Source organism: Pseudomonas sp. RIT-PI-o, from assembly GCF_001297215.1.
Classification (GTDB): Bacteria; Pseudomonadota; Gammaproteobacteria; order Pseudomonadales; family Pseudomonadaceae; genus Aquipseudomonas; species Aquipseudomonas moraviensis_A.
This window is the reverse complement of sequence record NZ_LHPA01000012.1, coordinates 95,585-114,816: the sequence shown is the minus strand read 5'-3', so window position 1 is coordinate 114,816 and position 19,232 is coordinate 95,585. Positions and strand designations below refer to the sequence as shown.

The window sequence follows — 19,232 nt, the reverse complement described above, 5'->3', positions numbered from 1 at the left end:
GAGTAGGCCAGGTGCGGTATGTCAGAGTACGCGGTGGGCGTAGCCGGGTGGTGGTGTGAAGGAAGCAGCGGACTGGGGCGGTCCCCCTCTTAAAAGGTAGACCACCTTAGCACCTCGGCGGGAGGGGGCATGCACCGGTGTGGGAGAGGAGCCCCCACAAAATCCTTGGGGCTGCTGCGCAACCCAGCGGGAGCAAGCTCCCTCGCCACAGGGGGCGTGTAGATCATGAGTCGAGTAAACGTATCTAAACCGCCGCCGAGCCGACTCGGCCCTTGCGCAGTGCATCGATGACCGCTTCTTTCGGGCCGTCAGCCACGACCCGGCCGTTGTCCAGCACCAGCAACCGGTCCACCAGGCTCAGCATCGAGGTGCGGTGAGTGACCAGCAGCAGGGTTTTGCCTTGCATCCAGCCATGCAGTTTCTGCCGCAGCGCATCTTCGCTGCTGTTGTCCATGGCGCTGGTGGGTTCGTCGAGCAGCATGATCGGCGGATCGAGCAGTAATGCCCGGGCCAGCAACACTGCCTGGCGCTGGCCGCCGGAAAGCAGTTGCCCGCGTTCGCCCACCGGCCGGTCGAAGCCTTGCGGATGTTGCCTGGCCAGTTCGGTGACGCCGGTCAGTTCGGCGACTTCGAGCATGCGTGAATCGCTGATGTAGCGCGCACCCAGGGTCAGGTTGTCGCGCAGGCTGCCGGCCAGCAGCGGCAGGTCGTGGGCGACATAACCGATCTGCTGGCGCAGGTCAGCCACGTCCAGTTGGCGCAGGTCGAGGCCGTCTAGCAAAAGTTGGCCTTCCTCCGCTTCGTAGAAGCCCATGACCAACCGCGCCAGGGTACTTTTGCCCGAGCCGCTGCGGCCGATGATGCCGACCCGCTCCCCGGGTTTCAGGCTGAAGCTGACCTCGCTCAGCGCTGGCGCATTCTGGCCGTGGTAATGAAAGGTCACGCCGCTGACATCCAGCGCACCCTGCAACTGCGTGCGCTCCAGTGGCCGGTGTTTGCCGTCGCGTTCCTGCGGCAGGGCCATCAGCGCATCGGTGCTTTTCATGGTCAGTTGCGCTTGCTGGTAACGGGTGATCAGCCCGGCGATCTGGCCGAGCGGGGCGAGCACACGGCTGCCGAGCATGTAGGTGGCGACCAGTGCGCCGACGCTGAGGTTGCCGGCGATGATGCTGTAGACCCCGGCGACAATCGTCGCCATCCCGGAAAACTGCTGAATGAACAGGGTGCCATTGGTGGCCAGCGCCGACAGGTTGCGCGCGTGGCTGTCGAGGCGGGTGAGGGCGCCGTGGGTGCTTTCCCATTTGTGCTGGCGCTCGCTTTCGGCACCGCAGGCCTTAAGGGTTTCCAGGCCGCCGAGGGTTTCGATCAGCAGCGCCTGACGCTCGGCGCCGAGGCTCAGGCTTTTCTGCACGGTGTCGCGCAGGCGCACCTGAATCGCCATGGCGAAGATGATCGTGATCGGAAACGCCAGCAGCGGAATCACCACCAGCCAGCCGCCGAGCAGGCCGATCACCACCAGCATCAACACCACGAAGGGCAAGTCGATCAGGCTGGTCAGAGTCACGGCGGTGAGGAATTCACGCAGGCCCTGAAAGTCATGAATGCTTTGGGCGAATCCGCCGATGGTCGCTGGCCGCGCTTTCATCGACATGCCGGTGATGCGCTCGAACAAAGTGGCCGAGAGGATCACATCGGTTTTTTTCCCGGCGGTGTCGAGCAGGTGTGCACGCACCACGCGCAGCACCAGTTCGAAACCGGTGCCGATCAGCAAGCCGATCGACAGCACCCACAAGGTCGAGGTCGCCTGATTCGGTACCACGCGGTCGTAGGTCTGCATGACGAACAACGGCACCATCAGGCCCAACAGGTTGATCAGGAAACTGGCGAGGATCGCATCGCTGTACAGCCATTTCGACAGTTTCAGGGTGTCGCGAAACCACGCATGCACCCGTGGCACGAGCGGCGCGCGCAGGTCTTCGAGTTCGTGGCGCGGGCGGGCGAACAACGCCTGGCCGCTGTAGTGCTCGTTGAGCTCTTCGTGGCTGACCCATTGCTCGCCGCCATCGGCTTCACTGGGCAGCAGCAGGGCTTTGCCGTCCTCGCCAAACCGGCGCAGCACGGCGGTGCGGCCATCGTTGAGCAGCAACAGGATCGGCAGGTTCAGCGGCGAAATGTCTTTCAAGTCACGCCGTAACAACCGCGCCTGCAACCCGGCCCGCGCCGCCGCACGGGGTAGCAGATCCAGGCTCAGGCGTTGTTTGTTCAACGGCAGCCCGGCACTCAGGCTCGCACGACTGACCGTGGCGCCGTGCAGCTTGCAGAGGATCAGCAGACCGTCGAGTAACGGATCATCGAAGCTCAAGCGCGGATCGACCCCGGTGGCGCCGGGTTCCATGCTGGTCATAGTGATTGCCTCTCCTGAAGACGACTCGATAACTCTGTGGCGAGGGAGCTTGCTCCCGCTGGGCTGCGCAGCAGCCCGAGACTTCAGTCATGCGCAAAGAATGAGCGCTGCGCACTCAAGCGGGAGCAAGCTCCCTCGCCACAATTGATCGTTTCCACGGTCTGCGTGGGAACGATCAGAGATCGCAGCCTTCGGCAGCTCCTGCACGGGGCTATTTCAACTCGGGCAGGCGCGCCTGGTTTTTCACTTCGGTGGTGGCAATCGCATCAGCCGGCAGCACTACGCGTTGTTTGCTCAGCAGTTGGCCCATGTTCGCCAAGACGCGGTACATCGAGTATTCCTCGGTGTAGCGGATTTCGGTGTAGCGACGGTTGGCGTTGTACAGCTCGTTTTCGCTGTCGAGCAGGTCGAGCAGGGTGCGTTGGCCGAGGCCGAACTGGTCCTGATAAGCGGCGCGTACGCGTTTGGTGGTCTCGGCGTATTCGCGGGCGGTCGGCGTCTGCTTCTTGGCGTTTTCCATGGCGTTCCAGGCCAGACGGATGTTCTCGTTGAGCTGACGCAGGGCGTTGTTGCGGATGTCCATCGCCTGGTTGATGTCGTGGGCATTCGCGGCCAGACGTGCCTTGTCGCTGCCGCCACGGAACAGGTTGTAGTTCATCACCACGCCGACCCGCCATTCGTTGTCGTGGCCTTCATCGCCCTGCACGTTGTTGTTGGCGCCGACTGCCGCCTCCGCGTCAAAGCGTGGATAGAACGGCGACTTGGCCACTTCGTACTGGCTCTCGGCGGACTGCACGTCAGCCTGGGCCGATTTCAGGTACGGGTTGTTGTCGACCATGCTCTGCTGCGCTTCACGCAGGTCCGGCGGCAGTTCGCCACGGGTCGAGGCCGGGGTTTCCAGCTCGTCGGGCATGCGTCCGACCACACTGTAGAAATTCGATTCGGCATCGGCCAGATCGACCTCGGCGGTGTCGAGGTTGTTCTGCGCCAGCGCACGACGGGCGACCGATTGATCGGAGTCTGCGGTGCTGCCAATGCCGCGCTCGGTGCGCAGGCCGATCTGATCGTTGACCCGCAAGTGCGCCTGCAGGTTGTTCTTGGCCAGCGTCACCAGCTCACGACGCTTGAGCACTTCGAGGTAGACCTCAATGGTGCGCAGGGCCAGATCCTGTGCGGTGCCTTGCGCGTAATAGGCGCGGGAGTTGGACACGCCCTTGGTGCGCTCGACCTCGTTGGCGGTGTTGAACCCGTCGAAGATCATCTGCCGCAAGCGCAGCTCCGATTGGGTGTAATTGAGAATTTCGGTGTTGTGATTACCGAAGGCGCGGGTGTTGGTGTTGTCGCTGTAGCCGCGACCGTAGGCAGCGTTCAAGTCGACCGACGGATAGAACCCGCCCTTGGCCACTTTCACCTGTTCATCTGCCGACAGGCGAGCGTCCACGCGCGAAGCCAGTTCCGGGTGGGTGGCGATAGTGCTTTGAATCGCCTCGGTGAGGTTCATCGCCTGGGCTTGGGAAGTGCAAGCCATGGCCAGCAAAACCGCGCTGCAGAGGGGGGTTAAAACGCGCATGGGTGCATCTCCCTGGATCTCAATGTTGTGTTACCGTCGCCAAATATTTGACGTAAATTTAGGGTGTAAGCGTTTCACTCTTGTAACAACAGAGCTAAGAACATCCTAGAGCGTAGCTAAGAAAAAATTTTCATAAGGCTTATTCCAAAAAAAACTTATGCGGTTTTTCAAAAGCAGCACATTGTTCAGCTCGAAAGCCTTTGTTTTATGCGCTTTAGGGAGCTCGATAAGGCTTGAGGAAAGTTCCATTCACTTTGCGAGACACTGCGAAGTACTGCTGAAGGGGAGGGACGCGTAGCGGCAAATGAGCGACAGATTTTTGTCACTTGGGTGAGTCACCGCCGTTACGTAGCGCTAGTGGGTCGATGAATTGAACAGGGTTGGCAAGTGCTTGATGGCGCTGGCAATTCTCTTCAAAACGGGCCTGCGAAACGAACTGTCGAGGGTGCGAGCGTCGCCCCCGGCAACCCGATTGAGCCATGGGCTGCTTCGCGAACGAGTGCCGACGGTGGTCGGCAGCGGAGGATTTCACATGGCAACGCTCATCGGTACGGTCACAAAAGTCATTGGTCAGGTGTTCGCTCAAGCGAGCGATGGCATCAAACGTCCGCTGTTCGAAGGCGATCGTTTGTACGCCGGCGATCAACTGATCACCGGCGCGGAAGGCGCGGTGGCGGTGAAACTGCAAAATGGCGAGGAATTGACCCTCGGCCGTGGCAGCAGCATCACCATGACCGGGCAACTGCTGGCCGATCAGGCTGTGCCGCTGAACGTCGACGAAGCGCAGACCCCGAGCCAGGCGCAACTGACCGATGTCGAGCAGATCCAGAAAGCCATCGCCGCCGGTGAAGACCCGAGTAAAACCGCCGAAGCCACCGCTGCCGGCCCCAACGCGCCCACCGGCAATACCGGTGAACTGGGCGGCGGGCACAGCTTCGTTCTGCTGACCGAAGTCGGCGGCCGGGTCGATCCGGTGATCGGTTTCCCAACTGCCGGTTTCAATGGCATCCCCGAATTTCCCGATTATCGCCGCGACGCGGACAACGACACTGGCGACGACACCCCAGCGCCGATCGTGGTGCCACCACCAGCGGTGAACAATCCGGTCATCCTCAATGGCCTTGACGCAGCGGGCGGCGAGCTGAACCTCAATGAAGCCAATCTGCCTGCCGGTACAGCGGCCAATCCGGGCGCTCTGACCCAGAGTGGCAGCTTCACCGTCTCGGCACCGGATGGCTTGAACAGCCTGAGCATCGGCGGCATCAACGTGATCGTTGGCGGCGTGCCGATAGCCTTTCCGCAATCGATCACTACGCAGCTCGGCAACACCCTGACCATCACCGGCTACAACCCGGCGACCGGCACGGTCAGCTACAGCTACACCCTCACCGGCAACGAAACCCATGCGGCCGGCGATGGCGTGAACAACCTCAGCGAACAGTTCACCGTGATCGCCACCGACAGCAATGGCGACAGCGCCACCGGCACGCTGGACGTGAACATCACTGACGATGTGCCCAAAGCTTTTGATGACGCCAACGGCGTTGCCTCGGAAACCTTGCTGACCCTGACCGGCAACGTCCTCATCAACGACATACAAGGCGCTGATCGCGTACCCACCGGCCCAGTCACGCCCGGCACCTTCACCGGTACTTACGGCACTTTGGTTCTGAACGCTGACGGCACCTACACCTACACCCTCAATACCAACGACGCCGATTTCAAAAACCTGCACGGCGGCGGCAACGGCACGGAAACTTTCGCCTACACCATCACCGATGCCGATGGCGATACCAGCAGCGCCAATCTGGTTCTGCAGATTCATAACAACGACGACCCGGTGATCATCGACGGCCTGAACGTCGCTGGCGGCGAGCTGACGGTTTACGAGAAAAACCTCAGCGACGGCAGCGCCCCGGAGGCTGGTGCGCTGACGCAAAACGGCACGTTCACCATCACCGCACTTGATGGTGTCACCACGCTGACCGTCGGCGGTATCGCCGTGGTTACCAACGGCGTGGCCGCAGGCTTTCCGCAATCGATCACCACGCCACTGGGCAGCACGCTGACCATAACCGGTTTCAACGCGGCAACCGGTGTGGTCAGTTACAGCTACACCCTGGCCGACAACGAAGCCCATCCGAATGCCAATGACGCCAACAATCTGCCTGAGCAGTTCGCGGTCACGGTAGTCGATGACAACGGCACGACGGCCACTGGCACCCTCGACGTCAACATCGTCGACGACCTGCCGAAAGCCATCGACGACAGCAACGGCACCGCTTCAGAAAGCCAACTGACCCTGACTGGCAACGTCCTGACCAATGACACACAAGGCGCTGACCGGGTGCCCACCGGCCCAGTCACGCCCGGCACCTTCACCGGTACTTACGGCACTTTGGTTCTGAACGCTGACGGCACCTACACCTACACCCTGAACACCAACGACGCCGATTTCAAAAACCTGCACGGCGGCGGCAATGGCACCGAAACCTTCGCCTACACCATCACCGATGCCGACGGCGATACCAGCAGCGCCAATCTGGTTCTGCAGATTCACAACAATGACGACCCGGTGACCATCGACGGCCTGAACGTCGCTGGCGGCGAGCTGACGATCTACGAGAAAAACCTCAGCGATGGCAGCACTCCGGATGCTGGTGCGCTGACACAAAACGGCACGTTCACCATCACCGCACTTGATGGCGTCACCACGCTGACCGTCGGCGGTATCGCCGTGGTCACCAATGGCGTGGCCGCAGGCTTTCCGCAGTCGATTACCACACCACTGGGCAGCACGCTGACCATCACCGGTTTCAACGCGGCAACCGGTGTGGTCAGTTACAGCTACACCCTGGCCGACAACGAAGCGCATCCGAATGCCAACGGCGCGAATAATCTGCCTGAGCAGTTCACGGTCACGGTAGTCGATGACAACGGCACGACGGCCACCGGCACCCTCGACGTCAACATCGTCGACGACCTGCCGAAAGCCATCGACGACAGCAACGGCACCGCGTCAGAAAGCCAATTGACCCTGACTGGCAATGTCCTGACCAATGACACACAAGGCGCTGACCGGGTGCCCACCGGCCCAGTCACGCCCGGCACCTTCACCGGTACTTACGGCACTTTGGTTCTGAACGCTGACGGCACCTACACCTACACCCTCAATACCAACGACGCCGATTTCAAAAACCTGCACGGCGGCGGCAATGGCACCGAGACTTTCGCCTACACCATCACCGATGCCGACGGCGATACCAGCACTGCCAATCTCGTATTGAACATCCACAACAACGACGACCCGGTGCTGCTCAATGGCCTCGACGTCAACGGTGGCGAGCTCACCGTCTACGAGAAAAACCTCGGCGACGGCACCAGCCCTGACACGCCCGCGCTGACCCAGAACGGCACCTTCACCGTCAGCGCCCTCGATGGTCTGCAGACCCTCACGGTCGGCGGCATCGCGGTGATTACTAATGGCGTGGCCGCAGGTTTTCCGCAATCGGTGATCACGCCGCTGGGCAGCACCTTGACCATCACCGGTTATGACCCGGCGACCGGCGTGGTCAGTTACAGCTACAGCCTGGCCGACAACGAAGCCCATCCAACCGCCAACGGCGCCAACAGCCTCACCGAAAACTTCGACGTCGTCGCGACCGACACCGATGGCAGCACCGCCAGTGGCCAGATCAACGTCAACATCGTCGACGATTTGCCGACCGCCCATGCAGACGCGGCTTCGGTGACGGAGGGCGGCACCGTCAGCGGCAATGTGCTCAACAACGATATCGGCGGCGCGGATGGCCCGGCGGTCACCGGTGCAGTGGTCGGCGTGCGCGCCGGTGCCGACACCTCGACGTCGGCCATCGGTGGACTCAATTCGCAGATCAACGGCACCTACGGCTACCTCACCCTGGATGCCAACGGCAACGCGGTTTATCACAGCAATCCCAACACGGTGAACGGCCCGGGCGCGGTGGACGTATTCACCTACACCGTGCGCGATGCCGATGGTGATGAAAGCACTACGACGATCACCATCGATGTCTACAACAGCTGCCTGAAAGCGGTCAGCGACACCGACGTCACCGTCTACGAAAAAGCCCTCGACCTGAACAGGGACGGCCAGGATCTGGCGGCGGGCAGTGTGGTCGGCAGCGATCCGAACAGTACTGGTGAAACCGCCGCCGGCACGCTGGTCGGTTCGGTCACTGGCGCGGTCGGCGCGATCAGCTATGCGCTGGTCGGCAGCGCCACCGGCAATTACGGACAGATCGTTCTCAATGCCAATGGCACTTACACCTACACCCTGACTTCACCCGCGACGACCACGCCGCATGCCGACGACGGCGCCAACAGCCTGAGCGAAACCTTCCCCTATCAGGCGACCGATTCGCTGGGTAACGTCGTCACCAGCAGCATCGTTGTGAGCATCGTCGATGACGTGCCGAAAGCGCTGAACGACAGCAACGCCAATAACGCGACCGAAGCCCAGTTGACCCTGACCGGCAACGTCCTCGACAACGACGTGCAAGGCGCCGACCGCGTCGCCAGTGGCCCGGTGACCGCCGGCACCTTCATCGGCACCTACGGCACGCTGGTACTCAACGGCAACGGCACTTACACCTACACGCTGGATGCCAACGACGCTGACTTCAAAAACCTCCACGGCGGCGGCAACGGCACGGAAACCTTCGCCTATACCATCACCGACTCCGACGGTGACACCAGCACCGCCAACCTGGTGCTGAACATCCACAACAACGACGATCCGGTGTGCCTCGACGGCCTCAACGTAAAGGGCGGCGAACTCAGCGTCTACGAGAAAAACCTCAGCGACGGCAGCACTCCCAATGCCTCGGCGCTGACCCAGAGCGGCAGCTTCACCGTGACCGCTCTCGATGGCCTGCAAACCCTGACGGTCGGCGGTATTGCCGTGATCAGCAATGGCGTCGCCGCCGGTTTGCCGCAGTCCGTGGTCTCGCCGCTGGGCAGCACCTTCACCATCACTGGTTACGACCCGGCTACCGGTGTGGTCAGTTACAGCTACACCCTGGCCGACAACGAAGCCCATCCGAACGCCAACGGTGCCAATAGCCTCAGCGAGAACTTCGACGTGGTCGCCACGGACACCGATGGCAGCACGTCCAGCGGTCAGATCAACGTCAATATCGTCGATGATCTACCGACCGCGCACGCGGATGCCGCTTCGGTGGCGGAGGGCGGCACCGTCAGCGGCAATGTGCTGGACAACGACATCGGCGGTGCTGACGGCCCGGCGGCCACAGGCGCAGTGGTCGGCGTGCGCGTCGGTGCCGACACCTCGACGTCGGCCATCGGCGGACTCAATTCGCAGATCAACGGCACCTACGGCTATCTGACCCTGGATGCCAACGGCAACGCGGTCTATCACAGCAATCCCAATGTGGTGAACGGCCCGGGTGCGGTGGATGTGTTCACCTACACCGTGCGCGATGCCGATGGCGACGAAAGCACCACGACGATCACCATCGACGTGCACAACAGTTGCCTGACCGCCGTCAGCGACACCGACGTCACCGTCTACGAAAAAGCCCTCGACCTGAGCAAGGATGGCCTGGATCTCGCCCCCGGCACAGTCACCGGCAGTGATCCGGGCAATACCGGCGAAACCGCCTCCGGCACGCTGGTCGGTTCGGTCAGCGGCGGCAGCGGCGCGATCACGTACACCTTGGTCGGCAACGCCACCGGCAGCTACGGACAACTGCAGCTCAACGCCGACGGTACCTACACCTATACGCTGACCTCGGCGCCGAAAACCGCGCCGAACGCCAACGACGGGCCGAACACCCTCAGCGAAACGTTCACCTACAAAGCCACCGATGCGCTGGGCAACGCCACCACCAGCACCCTCGTGGTGAACATCGTCGACGATGTGCCGAAAGCCGTTGTCTCGGATCGTTCGGTGACGGCGGTGGAGATCGATTCCAACGTGCTCATCGTCCTCGACATCTCCGGCAGCATGGCCGATGCCTCCGGTGTACCTGGTCTGTCGCGGCTGGCGCTGGCCAAGCAGGCCATTGGTGCCCTGCTCGACAAGTACGATGATCTGGGCGATGTGAAAGTGCAGTTGGTGACGTTCAGCAGCAATGCCGCCGACCGCACCACGGTGTGGGTCGATGTCGCCACCGCCAAGACACTGCTTGCGGGTCTGAATGCCGGCGGCGGCACCAACTACGACGCTGCCGTGGCGGTGATGCAGAACGCGTTCAACACCTCAGGCAAACTTACCGGGGCGCAGAACGTCGGCTACTTCTTCTCCGACGGCAAGCCCAACGAGGGCGACATCGGCAGCGCTGACGAAGCCGCGCTGAAAAACTTCCTCGATGCCAACAACATCAAGAACTACGCCATTGGCTTGGGCAACGGCGTGAGCAACGCCTACCTCGATCCACTGGCCTACGACGGTATCAGCCACACCAACACCAATGCGGTGGTGGTCACCGATCTCAACCAGCTCAACTCGGTATTGTCCGGCACCGTGCAGGGCGCGCCGGTCACCGGTTCGCTGCTGGGCGAGGGCGGTTCGTTCGGCGCCGATGGCGGTTTCATCAAATCCATCATGGTCGACGGCACCACCTACACCTACGATCCCAAAGCCCTCAGTGGCCAGGGTTCGTTGACCGCGAGCGGCGGCGCCAACCACGGCACCTTCAACACGGCGAACAACACCGTCAGCATCGCCACCAACAACAGCGGCACGCTGGTGATCAACCTGGATACCGGCGAATACAGCTACACCTCGCAGAAAACCACCGCCGTGGTGATCACCGAAAACATCGGCTTCACCGTCAGCGACAACGACGGCGACCTCGCCAGTTCCACGCTGACGGTGAAAGTGATTCCCAACGCGCCGCCCGTGGCGATGGACGATCACGTCATCACCAACGTGCTCTCGGGCAACATCGTGGTGCCGGGCGAGCTGTTGCTGGCCAACGACACCGATCCGAACGGCGACGCCCTCAGCGCCACGCCAACCAGTTTCAACACCGGGTGGGTGTCGAAAGCGGCGGACTTCACCGGCAGTGGCCTGATCGGCTTCACCGGGCAGACCAATAACTCGGCCAACCAGAACCTGGCCAATGTGCGCAGCGCCTTCAGCGCCAATGCCGCGACCATGACCGCCGTGCTGGTAGTCAGCGGTTATCTCGGCATGGTGAGCAACAGCAACGCCAACGATGAAGACCGCATCACCGTCCACCTGCGTCAGGGCGAAACCCTCAATCTGGATCACAACCTCGCTGCCGGTCATGTCGGCATGGAGTACTCGCTCAACGGCGGCGCCTGGATGGCACTGGCGGACGGGCAAACCCTGACCGCGTCGGCCGATGGTATCTATCAGATCCACATCACCAACATTGCCAATCCTACGGGCACCGGCAACCCGAACGCGGGGGAAAACTATCAACTGACCATGACCCTCAACTACGCCGGGGCCCATGACATTACGCCGGACTATCACGGCACTTACACCGCCAACGACAACCACGGCGGCAGCGACACGGCCAACGTCAGCATCAGCTATCAGGACGGCCACACCCTGACCGGCACGGCTGGCGACGATGTCTTGGTGGCGGGCAGCGGCAACAACGTGATCAATGCCGGCGATGGCAACGACGTACTCAGCGGCGGATCCGGCAACAACGAAATGCACGGCGGCGCCGGCAACGATTTGCTCTACAGCGGCGCCGGCAATGACCTGCTCGACGGTGGCACCGGCAGCGACACCGCCAGCTACGCCCACGCCACGGCTGCGGTCACCGTCAACCTCGGCCTGCTTGGTGCGCAAAACACCTTCGGCGCCGGTACCGATACGCTGACCGCCATCGAAAACCTGCTCGGCTCCAACTTCAACGACAGCCTCACCGGCGATGGCAACAACAACGTGATCAACGGTGGCCTCGGCAACGACTTCCTCAACGGTGGCGCTGGCGATGACTTGCTGATCGGTGGCATGGGCAACAATACACTGACGGGCGGGGCAGGGGCCGACACCTTCCAGTGGCTCAAGGGCAACAGCGGCCACGACCTGATCACCGACTTCACCCCCGGCACCGACAAACTCGACCTGTCGCAACTGCTGCAAGGCGAAAACACCAGCACCGCGTCCCTGGACGACTACCTGCACTTCACCGTCAGCGGCAGTGGTGCTTCGGTGATGACCAGCATCGACATCAGCGCCATGGCCGGCGCCACGCCGAACCAGACCATCGACCTCGCTGGCGTCAACCTCGCCAGCCACTACGGCGTGACGCCGGGGGCGGGTGGGATGGTGGCTGGCGGGCATGACACGGCGACGATCATCAGCGGGATGCTCAATGATCATTCGTTGAAGGTGGATACGGTGTAAGCGCAGTTTGAAACGACAAAACCCGCCGTCCCGGTTGATTCGGGACGGCGGGTTTTGTCTGTCTGCAGAGGTGTGTTGCCTGTGAATCAGCCTTCGCGAGCAGGCTCGCCCCTTGGAACACGGTCAGAAAGGTGGGAGCGAGCCTGCTCGCGAAGGGGGGCGGCCTGAACAGCGCATAATTCAGCCGACCTGCACCAACTCCGGATTATCTGACACCCGATCCACCGCCCAATACCCTTCCCATGCAAATCGCCTTCCGACAAACGGTAGCAATACCTGTAATTTCTGACAGTAGGCAGGTTCATCCCACCCGCATCTAATGAAGCCATTCCGACAGCGCTTGAACGGCGCTGTACCGCCGCTTATCGAGGAACGCTGGAATGGCCAAGCGAAAGAACCCAGTCGGTCAGCCTGATCAGAACACCCCGGTTTCCTGGGGCAGGTCGGTCGAAGTGAAGGTACCGGCCGTGCTTGATCCTGCCGACCCTAAAGGTCTTTTGCCGCTAAGGGCGTTGGGTGATGACCTTATCGTCACATTCATGGATTTTGAACAAGGAGATGCGCCGGACGAGTTGGATCTGGTCGAATTGGGCTTCATGTCCAAAGGTGGAACGTTCAGAAAGGTCGATGAACGCTGGTATCCGACCAATGATCCCATTGCGTTCCCGCAAACCCTGAAGGTGCCTCGCGATTTACTGTCAGAGGGTGTCTACGAAGTCGCAATCCAGATCTCGATCTACGGAAACAACCCGAATGAAGGCCCTCGCAAAACGCTGACCATCGATACCACCAAACCCAACTTCGGAAACAAGCCGGGCGCGGCCGGGTTTCCCCCCGAGCTGAATGGCACCATCACCGAAACCTTCCTGGCTCAGGAGGGGGAGGTCAGTGTGCTGGTGCCTTGGTACGACGATGCCGAGGCGCTGGATCGCGCGCCGTATTACTGGACCAGCGAAGCCATCCCGCCAGACTCTGAAACACCCATCCGCGAGCAGGAGTTCAGCGCTGAAGATATCCGCGACAAACGCTTGAGCATCACCGTGTACGCGGATGAAATTCGATCGTGGGGCTCTGGCACGCGTTATTTTTATTACCACCTGAGGGACAGGGCCGGAAACGAAGGACCGAACTCCTTTCTTTCGGCTATCGAAGTTGATCTGTCGCCTGCACCGGGGGCACTGCTGCCACCCCGAGTGCCGCTGTCATCCCGGGGGCTGGTCGATCGCCAACAAGCCCGTGACGGTGTCGCCGTGGAAGTCGATGAATATGACTTTGCCGATCCCGGCCATTGGCTGGCCGTTTTCTGGGACGATACGCCCCTGCCTGAAATCCCCATCGATCCCTCCGCTTTTCCGCTGTCGGTCCCTGTGCCGTGGTCGACCTTGCATGCAAAAGGCGATGGGCCTTTGCGGGCGAAGATCTATTACAAGATTCGCCAGGGAACAGCCTACGGGCCACCCTCGCCGACCATTTCGGTGGCAGTGAACCTGACGCTGGCAGGTCAGGATCATGCCAAGGCGCCGGCATTGATCAACGAAGATCTTGCACTGGTTGAGGTGTACGGCGAAGAAAGTCAAACCCGCAATACTTTGCTGACGGACGATTTTGGTCTGCCGGCCAGCGTGTTGCTGCCTCTGTACGATGCACCCGAACAGGGGCAGCTACTGGAACTGCACTGGGGAAGCTACCCCGGCGTCGTCGCGTTTTATGAAGTGAAACCAGGCGATGTTGCCGGCAAATCCGTCAGGTTTTCCGTGCCCTGGAATGTTATCGATACCGACAAGGAGAATCCGGCATTGCCGGTTTGGTACACCACCAGCAACGGTGTGAACCAGCAACAGTCGTTACCGACCCGGGTGGCGGTATCGATAGTGGTGATCGAGGGGTTGAAGGAGGTTGTGTTTCCGCATGCAAACAGGGATGGCGTATTGCACTGTTGCAGTCGGCCCAGGCTCTGGAAGGGCGTCACGGTAAGAGTCAAAGCTGACCCGTTTATCGAGCAGGGCGACACGCTGACGGTGTGCTGGCAGGGCAGCACCGGACTCAATGGCAGCGAGCCCATCAAAGGTACTTACGAGGAAATTGAAAAAGAGCTCACAACACTGCTGCCGGGTGAAGACATCGATATTGTCGTCGAGGATTACGACCGGTTGGTTGCGCCCATGGTCAACTACGGTTCTGCGCTGGTTTATTACCGGTTGAAAAAAAGCATGGGCGGTCGGGGGATATCCAAAAAGGAGATTGTGATCATCAATCGCACCCTGCCCAGTGGCGCAGTATGTTCACCTCTCAATGATTTGTGCGAAGAGAACTGAAGTATCAGCAAATTATGCAGTGTGGTTAATTGCCGGCATTTCTCTGGACGTTTGTATTGGGTTGGAGGGTCGGTGCGTTCATAAAACAGGAGAGCTTACAATGAGTAACTTGAAAGTACTGTCCAAGGCAGAGGCTGCCCGTAAAAAAGTTTTTGATTTGCGTCAAGCCCTGAGTACCCGTTCGGGTACTCCTCCTGAAGTTGAAGACTTGCTCCCGCCCCTGCCGGGTGACAATGTCAAGAAACTTCAGGCGGCGCGTCAGGGCACAGACTGCAAGGTGATAATTACCTCCATGGTAGTGCCGCCGGGGTCAACCCAAGGTGACACATATATCGCATTGCAGAAAGACTCAGTAGTGGTTACGGAGTGGATAGTGGTTCCCATCCCCCCGCCTGCAACTTTCGAAATGATTTTGCCTGCAAAGGAAACCGCAACGCCAGGTCCTTTTCGCTTGACTTATATAGTGGATTACGGTGGCAACAAAAATACTTCTGATACCTCTGAGTTCTTCATCGACATTGTCGCACCTAATCATGGTGCACCTGGAGGTAAAGCGGCACCGCCCGACGAAATCATTGATGGCGTGTTGACCCGAGAAATTCTTGATGCGCTGGGTGATATAAAGATGATCATCCCGGTGCCTGACGATGTCAAACAGGGGGATATCTATACGGCGTACTATGGGAAAAGTGATCCAGCGGCACCCGTGGACACTTTTATTGTCGATGAAGATTCGAGTGCGCCAATTGAACTGTTTATCAAGAAGACCCATATCGAAACGTTGGGAGAAGGACTGTTTATCTTTTACTGCAAATATGCAGATCGCGTCGGTAACGTCGGGCCTTCTTCCGACCCTTTTCATTTTGATGTTCGGCTGACACCGGCACCCAGCGGGTTGCTACCCCCTGAGGTGCCGGAAAACGCCGATGGTGTTGTCGACTTGAAAGATGCCTACCCTGATGTCGCCGTGGTCATTCCTGCATTCGCTAATGGTCAGCCGAACGATGTGGCCCGAGTCACCTTCAACGGAAAGTTGCAACCCGACAAGCCGACTGATGGCACCGCTCCGGTCATTGTCGACGTACCGTTCAGGGACGCCGCAGAAGGCGGTGATGGTCCGAAGGATGTGATGGTGAATTACGCGATCATTCGAAACGGCAACCCGTTTCCGGAAGCGACAGGGGCGACCATCAATGTCGATCTGTCGATCCCTGGTCCAACCAATCCTGAGCCTGATCCGGACAAAGGTAATCCGAACCTGGTTGCTTTGGTCGTCAAGGGTTCCACAGGCGATAACACTTTGGTGGTGGATGATGTTGGCAGCTTGATCGACATTGACTTGACTATTCCTGATCTCACGACATTGGATCCCGGTGATATTTTCGATTTGATGTACGACGGTAAAATAGTTTCGCCTCCAGAAGGTCGTTATGAGGTCGTCGGCGATGAGGCCGATGATTTCAAGATTCCATTCAAGCTACCGTCTGAGGTTTTTGTGGCCGCAAAAAACGGGATAAAGACAGCCCGCTACATCATCACCAATCCGGCAAATGGCAGCAACGCGAATCCATCATTGCCGACTCCGGTAGATGCTTATGTTATTGCAGTGACATTGCCAGAGCCCGTTATTCAGAATCTTTATACGAATCCGGGTAATTTGGTGTATCTGAACTGTTCTTCTCTACGCGATATTCCTGTGATAGGTAAGGCCGCAGTTGTGCGTGTCGCGGGAGGCGGGTCACTTGTTGCTGATTTGAAACTGGACTTCGTATGGAAAGGAACCCCGCTTTCAGGAGGGGATGATATTCCCGATTATACGTTCAGCAAGACGTTGCAGGGCAATGAACATACGGCGGGCTTTGAAGTTTACCTGCCCTTCAATGCTGCCCTCAGACCTATCAGGGACGGACGCGGAGTCATTTCATATACAACGGAGATTGATGGCCGTACTCATGACTCCGCGGATCACGACGTCAGAGTGGTTGTGGTTGATAATATAGGGACATTCTGTCCCGGAACTAACGATGCCTAATTAACGGTCAATGCAGGCGGGGACACATCCCCGCCTTCTTTTATTTGACATGCACGGTAAAAATATCCATCGAAGAAAGGGAACTTTCCTACAGAACGAGGTAAGTAATGTCTGTACGGTGCGTGCGGACGAAACTACTTTTGTTGAAATACATCCGCTAAATGTCGAAGGAGTACATATGGGTATCTGTACGGTTCTTTATCCATTGAAGGCATCAAAAACAAAACTGGCTTGGTTCGCCCTGGCGCCAGTCCTCTCCTCAAGCCCGCTGGCCTTTGCCCTCACTTCCATCGAAGCGGGTCAAACATTGACCATTGATAGCACAACCGAACAAGACAACTATCGCGCCCGCGATGGTGGTGTATTGAACGCCAATGCTGCGAATACCTATGAAGTCTTGATCACCACCGGGTCGCAATTGAATGTGGTGGGGGGGACTTATGCCGGGCGTTCGGGCAACGCGGGGATTACCCTCGTCAATGCCCGTGCCGATGTGAGCGACGCCATTGTGACCGGTACCCGAATGGGGATGTCGATCGCCCGGGCGACGGGTACGACCACAGGTTCGACTGCCGTGATCAGCGGCAGCCGGATTACCGGGCAGACGTCCGGAATCGAAACCGGTGGCGGCGCTGATATCCAATTGACTGATACGCATCTGACCGGTACGGGAGCAAACAGCTTTGGTTTGAATTCGTTCGGTGCAGAGGTCAGGGCCAAGGGCGGCAGCATGACCGGAGGCATGAACGGCATTCGCCTGCGTCCCGACGGCGAGGGCATCGGCAACGGTGCCAATGTGTCGCTGGACAACGTTGAGGTACGAGGGGTGGCGGGTGCAGCCATCCTTGCCAATGGCGGGGTTGTGGCACAGATCAACGTGCTGAATTTCACGCGCTTGCTTGCCGGCAACGGCGTACTCCTTGATGTGCAAGGCGCTTCCACCGCAACGATGACGGTGGCTGACAGTACGTTGGAAGGCAACATCAATGTCACCGATAACAGCCTCGCCAATCTGACTTTCAATCACGGCCACATGGTAGGTGATGTCATCGTCGATGGCAGCTCAACGGCGGGTGTCACATTGGAAAATCATTCGCAGTTCACCGGTCGTCTCGATCAGGTCGACAGCGTGAACGTCAACAGCAATTCCAATTGGACACTGACCGGCAATGATTCGATCGGTGCACTGGGCATGAACGGTGGCACTGTCACCTTTGGCGCCCAGGACGCCCCCGGTACGTATTACACGCTCAATGTCGGCTCACTTTCCGGCAATGGGACCTTTGCGATGAAGGGCGATTTCGCCAGCGGTGAGCATGACTTTCTCAATGTCGCCGGGGCTTCCTCGGGCGACTTCGCCCTGGCTGTCGCGGCCTCTGGTCTGAATGCAGCCTCGCCGCAGCAGTTGACGCTGGTACGTACCGGCACCACCGACGCTGCGAATTTTGCTCTGGCCGGCGAGCAGAGGGTTGACGTCGGCACCTGGTCTTACGCTCTGGCCAGCCGGGAAATCGGGGGGGGAGCGAAGGAGTGGTTTCTCGACCCGACCACCGAAGTCATCAGTCCTGGCGCGCGCTCGGTACTCGCCTTGTTCAACACTGCGCCAACCGTCTGGTATGGCGAGCTGTCGTCGTTGCGCAGCCGTATGGGTGAGTTGCGTTTGAACGGTGGCGAGGGCGGAGGGTGGAGTCGTGTTTACAGCAACAGACACGACGTCGCTGATGGGTCAGGTGTCGGTTATCAGCAAACACAACAGGGATTCTCCCTCGGCGCCGATGCGCGGGTGGGCGAAAGCCAGGTGCTGGTCGGGGTGCTCGCCGGCACGAGCGAATCCGATCTGGATCTGAATCGCGGAACCTCGGGTACGGTGAAAAGTTACTACGTCGGTCCCTATGTCACGTGGCTCGACAGTGACACCGGTTACTACTTCGACGGCGTGCTCAAGTTCAACCGGTTTCGTAACGAGTCCAAAGTCAACCTGAGCGATGGCAGCCGCACCAAAGGCGATTACGACAACTGGGGTGTAGGCGGTTCCGCCGAGTTCGGTCGGCATATCAAACTGGCCGACAACTACTTCGTCGAACCGTTCGCGCAACTGTCGGCCGTGCAGATCCAGGGCCAACACTACACGCTGGACAACGACATGGACGCCGACGGCGATCGCATGCGCTCACTGCTCGGCAAGGCCGGGGCCACGGTGGGGCGAAACTTCGGTTTCGCCGACGGCGCTGTTGCCCAGCCTTATGTACGTGCGGCGATTGCTCACGAGTTCGCTTCGAACAACGAAGTGAAGGTCAACAACAACGTGTTCAACAACGATTTGTCAGGCTCCCGGGCGGAGTTTGGGGCAGGGGTGGCTGTGGCGATGTCCGAGCGGTGGCAGATGCATGTCGATCTGGACTATGCCAAAGGGGAGCATATTGAGCAGCCTTACGGGGTGAATCTGGGGTTACGGTATTTTTGGTAAAGAGCCATCGGGATGACCCCAAGTGAAGGCGCCCCACGATTTCTGGGGC

6 protein-coding genes are annotated in these 19,232 nt (G+C 59.6%); 4 read left to right on the top strand and 2 right to left on the bottom strand.

The window, feature by feature from the left end:
* Positions 1 to 244: 244 nt before the first annotated feature.
* Both AEQ63_RS05670 and AEQ63_RS05665 read right to left on the bottom strand, forming a co-directional pair.
* Positions 245 to 2,404 carry a type I secretion system permease/ATPase gene (locus AEQ63_RS05670; protein WP_064362093.1) on the bottom strand — a complete coding sequence of 720 codons (2,160 nt, stop codon included), beginning with the start codon at positions 2,402 to 2,404 and terminating at the stop codon, positions 245 to 247.
* 211 nt (positions 2,405 to 2,615) lie between these two features.
* On the bottom strand, positions 2,616 to 3,974 hold the full coding sequence (locus tag AEQ63_RS05665) for a TolC family outer membrane protein (RefSeq protein ID WP_039761048.1): 1,359 nt from the start codon (positions 3,972 to 3,974) through the stop codon (positions 2,616 to 2,618).
* A gap of 532 nt (positions 3,975 to 4,506) precedes the next feature.
* On the opposite strand from AEQ63_RS05665, the gene AEQ63_RS05660 reads away from it, so the two are divergent.
* The 4 genes from AEQ63_RS05660 (at position 4,507) to AEQ63_RS05645 (ending at position 19,183) form a co-directional block, all read left to right on the top strand.
* A complete protein-coding gene (locus AEQ63_RS05660) occupies positions 4,507 to 12,369 on the top strand; it encodes a retention module-containing protein (protein ID WP_064362092.1) in 7,863 nt (2,620 codons plus the stop codon).
* A 380-nt stretch (positions 12,370 to 12,749) separates the two neighbouring features.
* A complete protein-coding gene (locus tag AEQ63_RS05655) occupies positions 12,750 to 14,684 on the top strand; it encodes a hypothetical protein (RefSeq protein ID WP_064362091.1) in 1,935 nt (644 codons plus the stop codon).
* A gap of 100 nt (positions 14,685 to 14,784) precedes the next feature.
* Complete coding sequence (locus AEQ63_RS05650) at positions 14,785 to 16,716, top strand: hypothetical protein (protein WP_064362090.1); 1,932 nt, start codon at positions 14,785 to 14,787, stop codon at positions 16,714 to 16,716.
* A 178-nt stretch (positions 16,717 to 16,894) separates the two neighbouring features.
* Complete coding sequence (locus tag AEQ63_RS05645; RefSeq protein ID WP_082367728.1) at positions 16,895 to 19,183, top strand: autotransporter family protein; 2,289 nt, start codon at positions 16,895 to 16,897, stop codon at positions 19,181 to 19,183.
* Positions 19,184 to 19,232 lie beyond the last annotated feature (49 nt).

Excerpts from the sequence above, each read along its gene's own strand:
- AEQ63_RS05665 (WP_039761048.1), bottom strand. The coding sequence starts at position 3,974 with ATGCGCGTTTTAACCCCCCTCTGCAGCGCGGTTTTGCTGGCCATGGCT.
- AEQ63_RS05645 (WP_082367728.1), top strand. The coding sequence starts at position 16,895 with ATGGGTATCTGTACGGTTCTTTATCCATTGAAGGCATCAAAAACAAAA.
- AEQ63_RS05670 (WP_064362093.1), bottom strand. The coding sequence starts at position 2,404 with ATGACCAGCATGGAACCCGGCGCCACCGGGGTCGATCCGCGCTTGAGC.
- AEQ63_RS05650 (WP_064362090.1), top strand. The coding sequence starts at position 14,785 with ATGAGTAACTTGAAAGTACTGTCCAAGGCAGAGGCTGCCCGTAAAAAA.
- AEQ63_RS05660 (WP_064362092.1), top strand. The coding sequence starts at position 4,507 with ATGGCAACGCTCATCGGTACGGTCACAAAAGTCATTGGTCAGGTGTTC.
- AEQ63_RS05655 (WP_064362091.1), top strand. The coding sequence starts at position 12,750 with ATGGCCAAGCGAAAGAACCCAGTCGGTCAGCCTGATCAGAACACCCCG.